Annotated in this window: 13 protein-coding genes and 1 tRNA gene; 10 read left to right on the top strand and 4 right to left on the bottom strand. The window is 70.9% G+C overall.

Translation table 11 applies throughout. The features are described 5' to 3' along the window. Window positions 1-157: 157 nt before the first annotated feature. The 6 genes from eno to ACZ7JA_RS20710 all read left to right on the top strand — a co-directional run bounded on the left by eno (window position 158) and on the right by ACZ7JA_RS20710 (window position 7,003). On the top strand, window positions 158-1,465 hold the full coding sequence (eno, locus tag ACZ7JA_RS20735) for a phosphopyruvate hydratase (protein ID WP_351664754.1): 1,308 nt from the start codon (window positions 158-160) through the stop codon (window positions 1,463-1,465). A gap of 122 nt (window positions 1,466-1,587) precedes the next feature. After that, window positions 1,588-2,064: an FtsB family cell division protein gene (locus ACZ7JA_RS20730; RefSeq protein WP_351664752.1), complete on the top strand. Its 477-nt coding sequence runs from the start codon at window positions 1,588-1,590 to the stop codon at window positions 2,062-2,064. An 82-nt stretch (window positions 2,065-2,146) separates the two neighbouring features. After that, window positions 2,147-2,686: a DUF501 domain-containing protein gene (locus ACZ7JA_RS20725; protein WP_351664750.1), complete on the top strand. Its 540-nt coding sequence runs from the start codon at window positions 2,147-2,149 to the stop codon at window positions 2,684-2,686. Continuing rightward, window positions 2,683-3,639 (top strand): Ppx/GppA phosphatase family protein, encoded by a 957-nt coding sequence (locus tag ACZ7JA_RS20720; RefSeq protein WP_470809632.1) that lies wholly within the window; start codon window positions 2,683-2,685, stop codon window positions 3,637-3,639. Before ACZ7JA_RS20725 ends, ACZ7JA_RS20720 begins: the two co-directional genes overlap by 4 nt. Window positions 3,640-4,122: 483 nt before the next feature. Further along, window positions 4,123-5,502: an NAD(P)/FAD-dependent oxidoreductase gene (locus ACZ7JA_RS20715; RefSeq protein ID WP_351664746.1), complete on the top strand. Its 1,380-nt coding sequence runs from the start codon at window positions 4,123-4,125 to the stop codon at window positions 5,500-5,502. 211 nt (window positions 5,503-5,713) lie between these two features. Next, complete coding sequence (locus ACZ7JA_RS20710) at window positions 5,714-7,003, top strand: cyclopropane-fatty-acyl-phospholipid synthase family protein (protein WP_351664744.1); 1,290 nt, start codon at window positions 5,714-5,716, stop codon at window positions 7,001-7,003. 65 nt (window positions 7,004-7,068) lie between these two features. On the opposite strand, the gene ACZ7JA_RS20705 is transcribed toward ACZ7JA_RS20710, so the two are convergent. Then, complete coding sequence (locus ACZ7JA_RS20705) at window positions 7,069-9,597, bottom strand: ABC transporter permease (RefSeq protein ID WP_470809630.1); 2,529 nt, start codon at window positions 9,595-9,597, stop codon at window positions 7,069-7,071. Further along, window positions 9,597-10,367 (bottom strand): ABC transporter ATP-binding protein, encoded by a 771-nt coding sequence (locus tag ACZ7JA_RS20700; protein WP_351664740.1) that lies wholly within the window; start codon window positions 10,365-10,367, stop codon window positions 9,597-9,599. The genes ACZ7JA_RS20705 and ACZ7JA_RS20700 overlap by 1 nt, the downstream gene beginning before the upstream one ends. A 393-nt stretch (window positions 10,368-10,760) precedes the next feature. Between ACZ7JA_RS20700 and ACZ7JA_RS20695 the strand changes: the two genes are divergently transcribed. From ACZ7JA_RS20695 to ACZ7JA_RS20685, 3 genes are all read left to right on the top strand, one after another. Continuing rightward, window positions 10,761-10,847: transfer RNA gene (locus tag ACZ7JA_RS20695), tRNA-Leu, on the top strand. Between the two features lie 154 nt (window positions 10,848-11,001). Further along, a complete protein-coding gene (locus ACZ7JA_RS20690; protein ID WP_389449827.1) occupies window positions 11,002-12,177 on the top strand; it encodes a 4-hydroxybenzoate 3-monooxygenase in 1,176 nt (391 codons plus the stop codon). 144 nt (window positions 12,178-12,321) lie between these two features. Then, window positions 12,322-13,182, top strand: a complete 861-nt coding sequence (locus ACZ7JA_RS20685; protein WP_351664736.1) for a Bax inhibitor-1/YccA family protein — start codon at window positions 12,322-12,324, stop codon at window positions 13,180-13,182. A 111-nt stretch (window positions 13,183-13,293) separates the two neighbouring features. On the opposite strand, the gene ACZ7JA_RS20680 is transcribed toward ACZ7JA_RS20685, so the two are convergent. Next, window positions 13,294-13,524: a DUF4287 domain-containing protein gene (locus ACZ7JA_RS20680; RefSeq protein WP_020940491.1), complete on the bottom strand. Its 231-nt coding sequence runs from the start codon at window positions 13,522-13,524 to the stop codon at window positions 13,294-13,296. A 99-nt stretch (window positions 13,525-13,623) separates the two neighbouring features. On the opposite strand from ACZ7JA_RS20680, the gene ACZ7JA_RS20675 reads away from it, so the two are divergent. Continuing rightward, entirely contained in the window at window positions 13,624-13,935 is a 312-nt protein-coding gene (locus tag ACZ7JA_RS20675) for a hypothetical protein (protein ID WP_351664734.1), read from the top strand. 25 nt (window positions 13,936-13,960) lie between these two features. Here the strand turns inward: ACZ7JA_RS20675 and ACZ7JA_RS20670 are convergent, their stop codons facing one another. Continuing rightward, complete coding sequence (locus ACZ7JA_RS20670; RefSeq protein WP_351664732.1) at window positions 13,961-14,752, bottom strand: hypothetical protein; 792 nt, start codon at window positions 14,750-14,752, stop codon at window positions 13,961-13,963. Between the last annotated feature and the right edge of the window lie 21 nt (window positions 14,753-14,773).

Genomic DNA, 14,773 nt, shown 5'->3' with positions numbered 1-14,773 from the left:
GAACCCCTTTGTTCCGGGCGGGAACAATGGGTACCGTCTCCCTGTCCACGGGACGGTCGGTCGGTGGCCGACGCCCCTTGGACGGTTAGGCTCTAGTCGCAAGGCAGAGCCGCAAGGCACCCCGCCCCGCACTTCCAGCGTCACATCCAAGAAGGAGATGCTCGTGCCGTCCATCGACGTCGTCGTAGCCCGGGAAATCCTGGACTCCCGAGGCAACCCCACGGTCGAGGTCGAGGTCGGCCTCGACGACGGCAGCACGGGTCGTGCCGCCGTTCCGTCCGGTGCCTCCACCGGTGCCTTCGAGGCCATCGAGCTCCGTGACGGCGACCCCAACCGCTACCAGGGCAAGGGCGTCGAGAAGGCCGTCCTCGCCGTCATCGAGCAGATCGGCCCGGAGCTGGTCGGCTACGACGCCACCGAGCAGCGCCTGATCGACCAGGCCATGTTCGACCTGGACGCCACCGACAACAAGGGCTCGCTCGGCGCCAACGCCATCCTGGGCGTCTCCCTCGCCGTCGCGCACGCCGCCTCCGAGGCCAGCGACCTGCCGCTGTTCCGCTACCTGGGCGGCCCGAACGCGCACCTGCTGCCGGTGCCGATGATGAACATCCTGAACGGCGGCTCGCACGCCGACTCCAACGTGGACATCCAGGAGTTCATGATCGCGCCGATCGGCGCGGAGTCCTTTTCCGAGGCCCTGCGCTGGGGCACCGAGGTCTACCACACCCTGAAGAAGGTCCTGAAGAGCAAGGGCCTGTCCACCGGCCTCGGCGACGAGGGCGGCTTCGCCCCGAACCTCGGCTCCAACCGCGAGGCCCTCGACCTCATCCTCGAGGCCGTCAAGGAAGCCGGCTACGCGCCCGGCGAGCAGATCGCCCTCGCGCTCGACGTCGCCGCCTCCGAGTTCTACAAGGACGGCAAGTACCTCTTCGAGGGCAAGGAGCGCTCCGCCGCCGAGATGACGGAGTACTACGAGGAGCTCGTCGCGGCCTACCCGCTCGTCTCCATCGAGGACCCGCTGTTCGAGGACGACTGGGCCGGCTGGAAGATCATCACCGACAAGCTCGGCGACAAGGTCCAGCTCGTCGGCGACGACCTGTTCGTCACCAACCCCGAGCGCCTCGCCCGCGGCATCGACGAGGGCGCCGCCAACGCCCTGCTGGTCAAGGTGAACCAGATCGGCTCGCTCACCGAGACCCTGGACGCCGTCGAGCTGGCCCAGCGCAACGGCTTCAAGTGCATGATGTCCCACCGCTCCGGCGAGACCGAGGACGTCACCATCGCCGACCTGGCCGTCGCCACCAACTGCGGCCAGATCAAGACCGGCGCCCCGGCCCGCTCCGAGCGCGTCGCCAAGTACAACCAGCTGCTGCGCATCGAGGAGATCCTCGACGACGCCGCGGTGTACGCCGGCCGCAGCGCCTTCCCGCGCTTCCGCGGCCACACCGGGGTCTCCAAGGGCTGACCCCGGCCGGGCCGATCCGAACGGGACGGCCCGGGTATCAGCCAGTCGTACGTACGTCCCCGTACCCGGTCCCGTACCGTGTGCGGGGACGTACGCACGTGGAAGGGGAGGCGGAGAGCCAGATGGCCGTCAAGGACCGGGACCGTTTCTCCACCGCCACCAGGCTGCGCGCCCTCGGCGAGCAGACAGCGGCCAGGGTCTACCGCTCCCAGACCAAACGGCAGGCCCGCCGCTCCCGGCTCACCGGCCGCGCGGCCCTGCTGGCGCTGGTGCTGTGCTCGCTGATCGTCGCCCTCGCCTACCCGATGCGGCAGTACGTCTCCCAGCGCGCCGAGATCTCCGACCTCCAGCGGGAGCGGGGAGAGGCCCGGCAGCGCGTCGAACAGCTGCGTGACCTCAAGGCGCGCTGGCAGGACGACGCCTACGCCGAGCAGCAGATCCGGCGCCGGCTGCACTACGTGATGCCGGGGGAGACTGGCTACGTGGTCGTCGACCCGGGCGCGGCGAAGCAGTCCCGCGCCGACCTCGGGGCCGCCCACCGGCCCTGGTACGCGAACGTCTGGGACGGGGTCGACAAGGCCGACGCCTCCGACCAGTGACCGGACCCCGGCCGGGAGCCGGCCGCCACCAGTAACCGGCCCGCGGGCCGGCCACCGACAGAAAGCCACCCTGAAAGCAGTCATGGAAACGCCTCCGCCGCCCACTCCGCGCACCGAGCCCACCGACGCGGACGTCGAGGCCTTCAAGCAGCAGCTGGGCCGCCCGCCGCGCGGTCTGCGGGCCATCGCGCACCGCTGCCCCTGCGGACAGCCGGACGTCGTGGAGACGGCGCCCCGGCTGCCCGACGGCACGCCCTTCCCGACGACGTACTACCTGACGTGCCCGCGCGCCAACTCGGCGATCGGCACGCTGGAGGCGGACGGCGTCATGAAGGAGATGACCGAGCGGCTCGGGACCGACCCGGAGCTGGCCGCCGCGTACCGCGCCGCCCACGAGGACTACATCCGGCGCCGCGACGAGATCGAGGTGCTGGCGGGCTTCCCGAGCGCCGGCGGCATGCCGGACCGGGTGAAGTGCCTGCACGTGCTGGTGGCCCACTCGCTGGCCGCCGGACCGGGCGTGAACCCGCTCGGCGACGAGGCGATCGCGATGCTCCCCGAGTGGTGGAGCAAGGGACCGTGCGTGACGCCGTGCGAGCCGGCCGGGGAGGACGGGAAGTGACCCGCGTGGCCGCCGTCGACTGCGGCACGAACTCCATCCGCCTGCTGGTCGCCGACGCCGATCCGGCGACCGGTGAGCTCGTCGAGCTGGACCGGCGGATGACCATCGTGCGGCTCGGCCAGGGCGTCGACCGCACCGGCCGGCTCGCCCCCGAGGCGCTGGAGCGGACCTTCGCGGCCTGCCGCGAGTACGCCGAGGTCATCAAGGAGCACGGCGCGGAGCGGATCCGCTTCGTGGCCACCTCCGCCTCCCGGGACGCCGAGAACCGGGACGACTTCGTGCGCGGCGTCGTGGACATCCTCGGTGTCGAACCCGAGGTCATCACAGGCGACCAGGAGGCCGAGTTCTCCTTCACCGGCGCGACCAACGAGCTCCGGGGCCGCGACGACCTGCGCCGCCCCTATCTCGTCGTGGACATCGGCGGCGGCTCCACCGAGTTCGTCGTCGGCGACGACCACGTACGGGCCGCGCGGTCCGTGGACGTCGGCTGCGTGCGGATGACCGAACGGCACCTGGTGCACGAGGGCGAGGTCGTCGATCCGCCGACCGAGGAGCGGATCGCCGCCATACGGGCGGACGTCGAGGCCGCCCTCGACCTCGCCGAGCGGACGGTCCCGCTGCGCGAGGCGCGCACCCTGGTCGGCCTCGCCGGCTCGGTCACCACCGTGTCGGCCATCGCCCAGGAACTGCCCGAGTACGACTCCGCGCGCATCCACCACTCCCGCGTCAGCCGGGAGCGCGTCCGCGAGATCACCCGGGAGCTGCTGCACTCCACGCACGCCGAGCGCGCGCGGATCCCCTCCATGCACCCGGGCCGGGTCGACGTGATCGGCGCGGGCGCCCTCGTGCTGCTCGCGATCATGGAGCGGATCGGCGCCGAGGAGGTGGTCGTCAGCGAGCACGACATCCTCGACGGCATCGCCTTCAGCGCGGCCCGGAGCGCGGCGCCGTAACGGGAGACCGTCGGCGTCCTGCGCCAACACCCCGTCTCCGGGGGCGCTTTCCGGTCGGATGCTACTGATGAGTAGCCTCTGTTGAGCAGCTCGGATAACGTGTGAGCGAGCCGTTCGGCGCCCTCGGCGACATCCCGTCGGGAAAGTTCGTGAACTTCTTCACAAGGAATTCCGTCCCGGACGGCCGGGAAAAGGGGCCGGTTGGCCCTTCCGGGGGTTCTTCCGCCGTTTGAACATGTTCAGGCGGTGGTCGCACGAAGCGCCCGAGGGCGACGCCCGGAGGCTGTTTCCGACTCCTCACGAGCGACCCGAATCGACAGAGAGGCAGCTCACGCGGCCTTGACAACGGGGCAGACCGCCCAGCGGTTCCGGTTCCGCGGCATGACCTGCGTCACGCGGGCCGCGGAGTTTAGCACAGGGCATGCAAGAGCTTGTGAAGGGGCGCACGAGCAACCCCCCTGAGCCGGGTGGATACTCGATGCCATGAGCACCACGGAGCGTCCCAGGATCCTCGTAGTAGGCGGTGGGTACGTAGGCCTGTACGCAGCTCGGCGCATCCTCAAGAAGATGCGCTACGGCGAGGCGACCGTCACGGTCGTCGACCCCCGGTCGTACATGACCTACCAGCCCTTCCTCCCCGAAGCCGCCGCCGGCAGCATCTCCCCTCGGCACGTCGTCGTCCCTCTGCGACGCGTCCTGCCGAAGGCGGAGGTCCTCACCGGCCGGGTCACCACCATCGACCAGGACCGCAAGGTCGCCACGATCGCCCCCCTCGTGGGCGAGGCGTACGAGCTGCCCTTCGACTACCTGGTCATCGCGATGGGCGCGGTCTCCCGCACCTTCCCGATCCCCGGCCTCGCCGAGCAGGGCATCGGCATGAAGGGCATCGAGGAGTCCATCGGCCTGCGCAACCACGTGCTGGAGCAGCTGGACAAGGCCGACTCCACGACCGACGAGGAGATCCGCCGCAAGGCGCTCACCTTCGTCTTCATCGGCGGCGGCTTCGCGGGTGCGGAGACCATCGGCGAGGTCGAGGACATGGCCCGGGACGCGGCCAAGTACTACAAGAACGTCTCCCGCGAGGACATGCGGTTCGTCCTCGTCGACGCCGCCGACAAGATCCTCCCCGAGGTCGGCCCCAAGCTCGGCCAGTACGGCAAGGAGCACCTGGAGAGCCGCGGTGTGGAGATCTACCTCTCCACCTCCATGGACTCCTGCGTGGACGGCCACGTCGTGCTGAAGAACGGCCTTGAGGTCGACTCCAACACGATCGTCTGGACCGCCGGCGTCAAGCCGAACCCGGCCCTCGCCCGCTTCGGCCTGCCCCTCGGCCCGCGCGGCCACGTCGACTGCGAGCCCACGCTCCAGGTCAAGGGCACCGACTACATCTGGGCCGCCGGCGACAACGCCCAGGTGCCCGACCTCGTCGGCCGCAAGGCGGGCAACGAGAACGCCTGGTGCCCGCCGAACGCCCAGCACGCGCTGCGCCAGGCCCGTGCCCTCGGCGACAACGTGATCTCCGGCATGCGGGGCTTCCCGCAGAAGGAGTACGAGCACGCCAACAAGGGTGCGGTGGCCGGTCTCGGTCTGCACAAGGGCGTGGCGATGATCGTCATGGGCAAGATGAAGATCAAGCTCAAGGGCCGCCTCGCCTGGTACATGCACCGCGGCTACCACGGCATGGCGATGCCGACCTGGAACCGCAAGATCCGCGTCTTCGCCGACTGGACCCTCGGGATGTTCCTCAAGCGCGAGGTCGTCTCCCTGGGCGCCATGGAGAACCCGCGCGAGGAGTTCTACGAGGCCGCCAAGCCGGCCCCGGTCGCCGCCGCCAAGACCGGCGAGAAGGCCAAGGCCTCCTGACCCACGGTCCCCCACCGGTCGCCGCACCGTTGGGGGGACCACCTGGAAGACCTCCCGCCATCCGTGGTGCGGGAGGTCTTCCGGCGTTCCGGCGGGCGCACGGCGAGAGGGAGTTCGCGCACCTGTAACTCCTTTGCGGGACTGCGCCGGGGGCCTCGCGGTGTTTACGTGGTATCGGACATCCGGGATCGTCGTCTTGGAGGTGTGCGCCATGGCCGACGCCGCGTCGCGGCTGAGGAAACTTGCCGAGCAACTGCTGGGAGCACCGCTGCCGGTGCGGATCCGCGCCTGGGACGGTTCACAGGACGGCCCGCCGGACGCCCCGGCCCTCATCGTCCGCAACCGCCGGGCCCTGCGCCGGCTCCTCTTCAAGCCCGGCGAGTTGGGCCTGGCCCGGGCCTGGGTCTCCGGGGACCTGGACGTGGAGGGCGACCTCTACCGGGTCCTCGAGGTCATCGCGGGGCAGGTGTGGGAGCGCGACGAGGACGCCCGCGGCCTCGCCGAGGCGCTGCGCGACCCCGAGGTGCGGGCCGCCGGGCGCGAACTGCTGAGGCTCGCCGGGCCGCCGATCCCGCCCGCCCCGCCCCGCGAGGAGGTCCGCAGACGCCGTCACCTGCACACACGGCACAGCGACCGGCGGGCCATCAGCCACCACTACGACGTCGGCAACGACTTCTACGAACTCGTCCTCGGCCCGTCGATGGTCTACTCGTGCGCCTACTGGCAGGACGGCGGCACCCTGGAGTCCGCCCAGCGCGACAAGCTCGAACTCGTCTGCGCCAAGCTCGGCCTGACGCCGGGGCAGCGGCTGCTGGACGTCGGCTGCGGCTGGGGCTCGATGGCCATCCACGCGGCCCGTGAGCACGGCGTGCGCGTCGTCGGCGTCACCCTCTCCCAGGAACAGGCGGCCTACGCCCGCAAGCGCGTCGCCGACGAGGGGCTGACCGACCGCGTGGAGATCCGCGTCCAGGACTACCGGGACGTCGCGGACGGCCCCTACGACGCGATCTCCTCCATCGGCATGGCCGAACACGTCGGCGCCGAGCGCTACCTGGAGTACGCGAGCGACCTGTACGCCCTGCTGAGGCCCGGCGGACGGCTGCTCAACCACCAGATCGCCCGCCGCCCGCAGCGCGACGAATCCTCGTACGAGGTCGACGCGTTCATCGACGCCTACGTCTTCCCCGACGGGGAACTCGCCCCGATCGGCACCACCGTCACCCAGCTCGAGCGGGCCGGCTTCGAGGTCCGGGACGTGGAGTCGATCCGCGAGCACTACGCCCGCACCCTGCGCCAGTGGGTCAGCCGCCTGGAGGCCGGCCGGGACCGCGCCATGCGCCTCACCAGCCCCGGCCGGACCCGTGTCTGGCTGCTGTACATGGCCGCCTGCGCGCTCGCCTTCGAACGCAACCGCATCGGCGTCAACCAGGTCCTGGCCGTCCGCACCCCCGACTCGGGCGACTCCGGCCTCCCCCTGCGCACCCGCACCTGGAACACGTGACCCGGAGGGACACGACGAGGGGCCCCGTTCCGGTACGCGGAACGGGGCCCCTGCCGTCGGTGCGGCTACTCGGCCTTGATCGCCGTCAGCATGTTCAGCCGCGCCGCGCGCCGGGCCGGCCACAGGGCTGCCAGCACCCCGACCACCCCGGCCAGCAGCAGGAACAGCGCCATCCGGCCCCAGGGCAGGACCAGTTCGTACGTCGGCATCTTCGTGCCCAGCAGCTCACCGGCCGCCCAGCCGAAGAACACCCCGAGGCCGATGCCGAGCACCCCGCCGAACAGGGAGATCACCAGCGACTCCAGACGGACCATCCGCTTGACCGACCTGCGGTCGAGGCCGATCGCGCGCAGCATGCCGATCTCCTGGGAGCGCTCGAAGACCGACATGGCCAGGGTGTTGATGACGCCGAGGACCGCGACGATCACCGCCATGCCGAGCAGGCCGTAGACCATGTTCAGCATCAGCGTGAACATCTTCGCGATGTCGTTGGAGATGTCCTTCTTGTCCTGGACCAGGATCGCCGGGTTGGAGCCCAGGGCCTTCTCCAGCCCGTCCTTCGCGCGGTCGGACGCGCCGCCCTCGGTCCTGACCATCACCTGCATGTCGGCCGGTTCGGTCAGGTGCGGGGTGAGGACCTTGTTGTCGAGCATGATCCCGTTGAGCATGTCGTTGCCCTCGTAGATCCCGGCGACCGTGAGGCCGCGCGCCGCGCCGTCCTCGAAGTGCGCGGTGAACCGCGAGCCGACCCGCCAGCCGTGCTCCTCGGCCCGGTCCTTGTCCACGACGATCCGCGAGCCGCCCACGGTGAAGGAGCCGTCGTCCACCTTCAGATCCGTCAGCCTGCCGATCGCCGAGCCGTCGACACCGGTCAGGTACTCCGTCTTGCCGCCGATCCGGGACGCCCCGTTGCGCAGCGGGCTGCTGGCGGTGACGCCGTCGGCGCCGGCGAGCCGGCGCGCCACGTCCGGGGAGAGCGGGCCGCGGTTGGCCATCGACACGACGTAGTCCGCGCGGATCGCCGAACTGGCCATCCGGTCGATCGACGTCTGCAAGCTGCCCGCCATCACCGTCATGCCGGTGATCAGCGTCAGGCCGATCATCAGCGCGGACGCCGTGGCGGCCGTACGGCGCGGGTTGCGCACCGAGTTCTGCCGGGCCAGCTTGCCCGAGACGCCGAACACGCGCAGCACGGGCGAGGCCGCAGCGATCAGCGGACGGGACAGCAGCGGGGTCAGGATGAACACGCCGATGATGAGCAGCACCGCGCCGAGCCCCATGGGGCCCTGGGCGGAGTCGGTGTCCATCGTCGTGGCCGCGAGGACCACGGCGACGCCGGCCGCCGAGAACAGCGCGCCGAGCGTGTTGCGCAGCACCAGCGACTTGGTGGTCGCCTTGGCGTGCACGCTGCTCATCGCCGCCACCGGCGGGATCTTCGCCGCGCGGCGGCCCGGCAGCCAGGCGGCCAGCACGGTCACGACGACGCCGACGGCGAGGGCGGTCAGCACGGTGCCCGGCGTGATCACCAGCGGCCCGTCCGGCACGCTCGCGCCGAACGAGCCCAGCAGGGACCGCAGGCCCGCGCCGATGCCGACGCCCGCGGCAAGTCCGGTCACCCCGGCGACCGTGCCGACCACCAGCGCCTCGACCAGCACCGAGCGGGTGACCTGCCGGCGGGACGCGCCGACCGCCCGCAGCAGGGCCAGTTCCCTGGTGCGCTGGGCGACCAGCATGGTGAAGGTGTTGGCGATGATGAACGTGCCGACGAACAGGGCGATGCCGGCGAACACCAGCAGGCTCTGCTTCAGGCCGCTCATCGAGGCGGAGATCGTCTCCGCCTGGTCGTCGGCGAGCCGCTTGCCGGTGGTGGTCTCCACCAGGTGCGAGGGCAGTGCCTTGTCCAGGGAGGCCTTGAGCGCGCTCTGGCTGGTTCCCGGCTTCGCCAGCACGTCGATCTCGTCGTACGTGCCCTTCTTGCCGAACAGGGCCTGTGCGGTGGGGGTGTCGAAGAGGGCCAGGCTGCCGCCGGCGGCCACGTTGCCGTCGTCGGTGCTGAAGATGCCGCTGACGCGCGGGGTGAGGACGGGGCCGTCCACCGAGAGCCGGACGGTGTCGCCGACCTTGAAACCGGCCCGCTCGGCGGTCCTGGCGTCGATGAGCATCTCGCCCCGGCCGCTGGGCGCGTGCCCGGCGACCAGGGGGTAGCGGGCATCCTTGGCGCCCCAGTAGTTGCCGCCCTCGGACTGCCACCCGTCGCCGAGCAGCTTGCCGTCCTTGCCGGCGATCGCGGTGAAGCCGGTGACGACACCGGTCGCGGAGGCGGCGCCGGGCGCCTCGGCGGCCCGGTCGAGCAGGGCCCGGGTCAGCTCGGGGGTCTTGCCGACCCGGTCACCCTTGGAGTCCTGGTACTCGGGCCGTACGGCGACGTCGACCCGGTCGAAGCCCTTGGCGGAGCTCTTCTGGTAGGCGTCGGAGATGGTGTTGGTGAAGACGAGGGTCCCGGACACGAAGGCCACGCCGAGCATGACGGCGAGCACGGTCATCAGAAGCCGGGCCTTGTGCGCGGAGACGTTGCGCAGGGCGGTGCGGAACATCAGCTGGTACGGCCCTTCGCGTCGAACTGCTTCATCAGGTCCAGGACGGAGTCGGCCGTGGGGCCGTGGATCTCGTCGACGATCCGGCCGTCGGCGAGAAAGACCACCCGGTCCGCGTACGCCGCCGCCACCGGGTCGTGGGTCACCATGACCACCGTCTGGCCCAGCTCGCGCACCGAGTTGCGCAGGAAGCCCAGCACCTCGGCGCCGGAGCGCGAGTCGAGGTTTCCGGTCGGCTCGTCGCCGAAGATGATCTCCGGCCTCGAGGCGAGCGCACGGGCGACGGCGACGCGCTGCTGCTGACCGCCGGAGAGCTGCGAGGGCCGGTGGCCGAGCCGCCCGGACAGCCCGACCATCTGGATGACCCGGTCCAGCCACGCCTTGTCCGGCTTCCGCCCGGCGATGTCCATCGGCAGGGTGATGTTCTCCAGGGCGGTCAGCGTCGGCAGCAGGTTGAAGGCCTGGAAGATGAAGCCGATCTTGTCCCGGCGGAGCTTGGTGAGCTGCTTGTCCTTCAGGGAGCCCAGCTCGGTCTCGCCGATCCGCGCGGATCCCGAGGAGAAGGTGTCCAGCCCCGCCACGCAGTGCATCAGCGTGGACTTGCCGGAACCGGACGGTCCCATGATCGCGGTGAACTCCGCCTGCCGGAAGTCGACCGAGACCCGGTCCAGGGCGACCACCTGGGTCTCACCCTGCCCGTAGATCTTCGACAGCTCGGTGGCGCGTGCGGCCACGGCCGTGGTCCGGCCGGCGGTGGGTGTGGTGGTCACGGGAGGGTGCTCCTGTCGGGACGGCGTCTGTTTCGGGGACTTGATCCATCGTCCCGGCCGCCGGCGCACGTGTAGTCAGCCGCTGTTCCGGTTCCTGGGGGCGACTCCGGTCGGACGGAGCGGGCCCGTGTCATACCTGGGGAGGACGGAAGACCCTGACCCGGGCGGCCGGTCAGAACAGGACGGGCGCCCTCGTTCAGTAGGTGAAATTCCGTCATTCCGCGTACGTGCGCACCCACGCCCCGTCACGCTGGTGGTAAGTGCGGATGGCGAGTTCCGGGTGCTGATGCACCCTCAGACATCAATAAAATAAGACAACATCGGGCCAGCTCCTCGTCTGTTCGAGGGAGGTGCCCCGATAGGCTCAGGACCTCGCAGCGGTGCCCATGGCCTGCCCGGATGGTGGAATGCAGACACGGCGAGCTTAAACCTCGCTGCCCCTTCGCGGGCGTGCCGGTTCAAGTCCGGCTCCGGGCACCAATTCCCTCTTTTCCGGCCCGCTCCCTCGTTCCCCATGTTCTGCCCCGTGACCGTTGACAGCGGCATGTGTGCGGCGGAGACTCACCTGCCAAGAGAGTGAAAGAAACTTCACCACGCGAACGCAGGCGCGGGGGCAGAGGAGAGGGAGCGACCGATGCGCACCACCGTCGGGATCATCGGAGCCGGTCCGGCCGGGCTGCTCCTGGCGCGGCTGCTGCACCGCGCCGGCATCGACTCGGTCGTCCTGGAGAGCCGCGACCGCGCCTACGTCGAGCAGCGGCAGCGGGCCGGGATCCTGGAGCAGGGCACCGTGGACGTGCTGCGCGAGGCCGGAGCCGGCGCCCGGATGGACCGCGAGGGGCTGCGGCACGACGGGATCGAACTGCGCTTCGACCGGCGCCGGCACCGCGTCGACTTCCCCGGGCTCACCGGCGGGCGGTCCGTGACCGTCTACGCCCAGACGGAGGTGTGCAAGGACCTCATCGCCCTCCAGCTGGCCGAGGGGGGCCCGCTGCTGTTCGAGGCGGAGGCGCTGGCCGTCGAGGGCGCGGACGGCGACCGGCCGCGGGTGCCGTTCCGGCACCAGGGGCGCGAGGACGTCCTGGAGTGCGACTACGTCGTCGGGTGCGACGGGTTCTGGGGCGTCGCCCGCAAGGCCTTCCCGGACGACGCCTCCCAGGTGTTCGAACGGACCTACCCCTATGCGTGGCTCGGCATCCTCGCCGACGTCGCGCCCTCGCACGACGAACTCGTCTACGCCCGGCACGACCGCGGCTTCGCCCTGCTGTCCATGCGCTCCCCCTCCGTGTCCCGCCTCTACCTCCAGGTGCCCGCCGGAACCGAGGCCGGCGAGTGGAGCGACGAGCGGATCTGGGCGGAACTGGACCGGCGCCTGGAGACCGACGACGGCTGGAAGCTGGAGCGCGGTCCGATCACCCAGAAGTCGGTCACCCCCATGCGGTCCTTCGTGCACGAGCCGATGCGTCACGGCCGGCTCTTCCTGGCCGGTGACGCCGCCCACATCGTGCCGCCGACCGGCGCCAAGGGGCTGAACCTCGCCGTGGGCGACGTCGTGACGTTCGCCCGCGCGCTCGTCCACGAGCGGCGCACCGGGTCGCCGGAAGCCCTCGACGCCTACTCCGCCACCTGTCTGCGCCGGATCTGGCAGGCCGAGCGGTTCTCGTACGACATGACCACCATGCTGCACAGCGCGCCCGGCGCGACCGCCTTCGACGCCCGCCTCCAGCGGGCCCGGCTGGAACGCGTCACCTCCTCCCGCGCGGCCGAGACCGATCTGGCGGAGGCCTACACCGGCTTCCCGCTGGAGTGAGCGGTTCCGCCGGGGGAATCAGGGGATCGCGTGGCGTGTTGGGCAACCCGCAGGGGAAAGATCCCCCTCAAGTAGTACGGCCGTTCTTTTGCCAATCCATTACTCTTGAGCCAAGGCCGCGCACGGTGGCCATGGAGGAGTGAAATGAGGAGCAGTAACCCGGTCTTCTCGCGACGGGGGTTCAGCCGCGACAACGGCTACGCCGGCTTCAACACCGCAGCGCAGGCCGGGTACGCACAGGGCAACCCGTACGCGCAGAACCCGTACGCGCAGAACCCCTACGCCCAGCAGGACGTGCAGCAGGGCGCCCCGCCGCAGGCCCCGGCCGCCACCGGCCGGATGACGATGGACGACGTCGTCATGCGTTCGGCCCTCACGCTGGGCACGGTCGCCGTCGGCGCCGCACTCGCCTGGGTTCTGCTGCCGGTCTCCACGACCAGCTACGGCCTGGCCTTCGGCGCCGCCATCATCGCGATGGTCCTGGCGCTCGTGCAGAGCTTCAAGCGCACGCCGTCGCCCGCCCTGATCCTGGGCTACGCGGCCTTCGAGGGCGTCTTCCTCGGCGTCATCAGCGAGATGTACAACAGCCGCTGGAGCGGTGCGCCCTTCCAGGCGGTGCTCGGCACCATGGCCGTCTCGGCCGCGACCCTGCTGGTCTACAAGGCCGGCTGGATCCGCGTCACGGCCCGCTACGCCCGCATCGGCATGGCCATCGCCATGGCCTTCATCCTGGTGATGGCAGTCAACCTGCTGCTGGTCGCGTTCGGTGTCGCCGAGGACGGCGGCCTGCGCAGCTTCGGCCCGCTCGGCGCGATCGTCGGCATCATCGCCATCGTGCTCGGCGCCTTCTTCCTCACCCTCGACTTCAAGCAGATCGAGGACGGCATCGCCTACGGCGCCCCGCGCAGCGAGTCCTGGCTCGCCGCGTTCGGTCTCACCCTCACCCTGGTGTGGATCTACGTCGAGATGCTGCGACTGGTGGCGATCTTCAGCAGCAACGACTAGCGGCCGGCCCCCGACCGGGCCGCCGTTCGGGTGAAGTCGTGGGAAAGGGCCCCGGATCCGTCGCAGGCGGATCGCAGGGGCCCTTTGCCGTGACCGGGTCGCCGCGCGTGCTCAGAGCAGCTTGCGGGCGGCCCTCCTCAGGTCGTACTCATGAACGATCGCCTTGGCGTGGCCGTACGCGAGGTCGTACTCGTGCCGGAGCCAGCTGACCTTCTCCTCGAAGCGGAACAGGGCGGGGCCTTCTTCGACGGTGCGCAGCCAGTCGGAGACTTCACGACCGGTGCAATGGGGGATGCGGGCGAGCAGGTTGCGGTGGGTCTCCTCGGAGAAGAGTTGGGACATCGGCGCCTCCGGACGCAAAGGGGATGTAAGCCGGTCCTTCACGTCACCGTGCCTGAGCGTTCGCGTATTGGCAACAGTGCGGCGCGTTACGCTCAGCCCGTGGTTGATACGACGCCCTTGACCCGAGCAGTGGAGCACTTCGCCGACCGGTTGCGGGCGGCTCCGCAGAGCCGGCTGCAGCGGGGAGCCGCGGCCGAGGCGCTGGCCCTCGCCAACGAACTGGCCCAGTGGGCGCAGCGCGTGGAGGAGCCGGCCGCCGAACCCCGGCAGATGCCGGATGCCGGAATGTTCGCCGCCGCCGACCAAATCCTGGTGGCCGCGCACGACTTGTCGCTGGTGCTGCGCACCGACGACGAGGTCGGCGAGGCGGTCGGGCTGGTGGAGGAGGCGCGGAAGCGGGCGGGCGTCTGAGGCGCCGCCACGGCTTCCGCCGCCGTCACAGGGACGCGATGACCCGGTCCGCCAGGATGTAGACCATGTCGCCGCCGCACGCGAACGTCAGCGTGTAGGCGCCGGAGACGCCCGAGCCGCCGAGCAGGAAGGGCGTCTCGCCCTCCCGCACGGCCGCGGCCAGCCGCTCCGCCGTCTCCCGGTGGCCGGGGGTCATGCACAGGGTGGTGCCGTCGGCGAAGACGTAGACGTCCAGGGTGCCCAGGGGGCCGGGCCGGACGTCGGACAGCTCGACCTGGTCGGCGGCGAGCTGCTCCAGGGTGGTCACCGTGCGCTCGTGGTCGTTGACCACCGGCGACTGCACCGGCACGAAGTCCGGGTGCGAGGGGTGACGGCGGCGGGCCGCGGCCAGCTCGGGGGACTCGCCGCCGGAGAACTCGTCGGTCTCCGTGGCCGGCTCGGCGACCGGCTCCAGCGAGTCCAGACCCGCGAAGTCGGTCTGCCGGGGCAGGAACAGGTCGTTCTCGGCGAGGTTCAGCAGGGACGGCGCGTCGGAGGCGTCGCGGGCCTCCTGCGCGGCCCAGAACGCCCGGGCCTCGGCCAGCTCCCGCTCCCGTTCCTCGGCCAGTGCCTCGGCCACGGCCGCGCGTATCTCGTCCGCGTCGGCGGCGCGGGCGGCGGGCAGCAGCGCGCGCCTGGCGGAGACCTGATTCTCGGCGAGCTGCGCCTGCAGCTCGGTGAGCTGGCGGCGCAGCTTGAGAACGGTCCGCAGGACGGCGACGCCCACGGCGCCCGTGGCGGCCGTGGTGAGCAGCAGGGCGAAAGGCATGGCGCTCACTGACGTACTCCCAGGTTCAAA

This window comes from Streptomyces sp. NPDC038135 (assembly GCF_055601245.1).
Note: the sequence above shows the minus strand (reverse complement) of the source record. Positions and strands in the feature narration are given on the sequence as shown.

Excerpts from the sequence above, each read along its gene's own strand:
- eno (WP_351664754.1), top strand. The coding sequence starts at position 158 with ATGCTCGTGCCGTCCATCGACGTCGTCGTAGCCCGGGAAATCCTGGAC.
- ACZ7JA_RS20730 (WP_351664752.1), top strand. The coding sequence starts at position 1,588 with ATGGCCGTCAAGGACCGGGACCGTTTCTCCACCGCCACCAGGCTGCGC.
- ACZ7JA_RS20725 (WP_351664750.1), top strand. The coding sequence starts at position 2,147 with ATGGAAACGCCTCCGCCGCCCACTCCGCGCACCGAGCCCACCGACGCG.
- ACZ7JA_RS20715 (WP_351664746.1), top strand. The coding sequence starts at position 4,123 with ATGAGCACCACGGAGCGTCCCAGGATCCTCGTAGTAGGCGGTGGGTAC.
- ACZ7JA_RS20710 (WP_351664744.1), top strand. The coding sequence starts at position 5,714 with ATGGCCGACGCCGCGTCGCGGCTGAGGAAACTTGCCGAGCAACTGCTG.
- ACZ7JA_RS20705 (WP_470809630.1), bottom strand. The coding sequence starts at position 9,597 with ATGTTCCGCACCGCCCTGCGCAACGTCTCCGCGCACAAGGCCCGGCTT.
- ACZ7JA_RS20690 (WP_389449827.1), top strand. The coding sequence starts at position 11,002 with ATGCGCACCACCGTCGGGATCATCGGAGCCGGTCCGGCCGGGCTGCTC.
- ACZ7JA_RS20685 (WP_351664736.1), top strand. The coding sequence starts at position 12,322 with ATGAGGAGCAGTAACCCGGTCTTCTCGCGACGGGGGTTCAGCCGCGAC.
- ACZ7JA_RS20680 (WP_020940491.1), bottom strand. The coding sequence starts at position 13,524 with ATGTCCCAACTCTTCTCCGAGGAGACCCACCGCAACCTGCTCGCCCGC.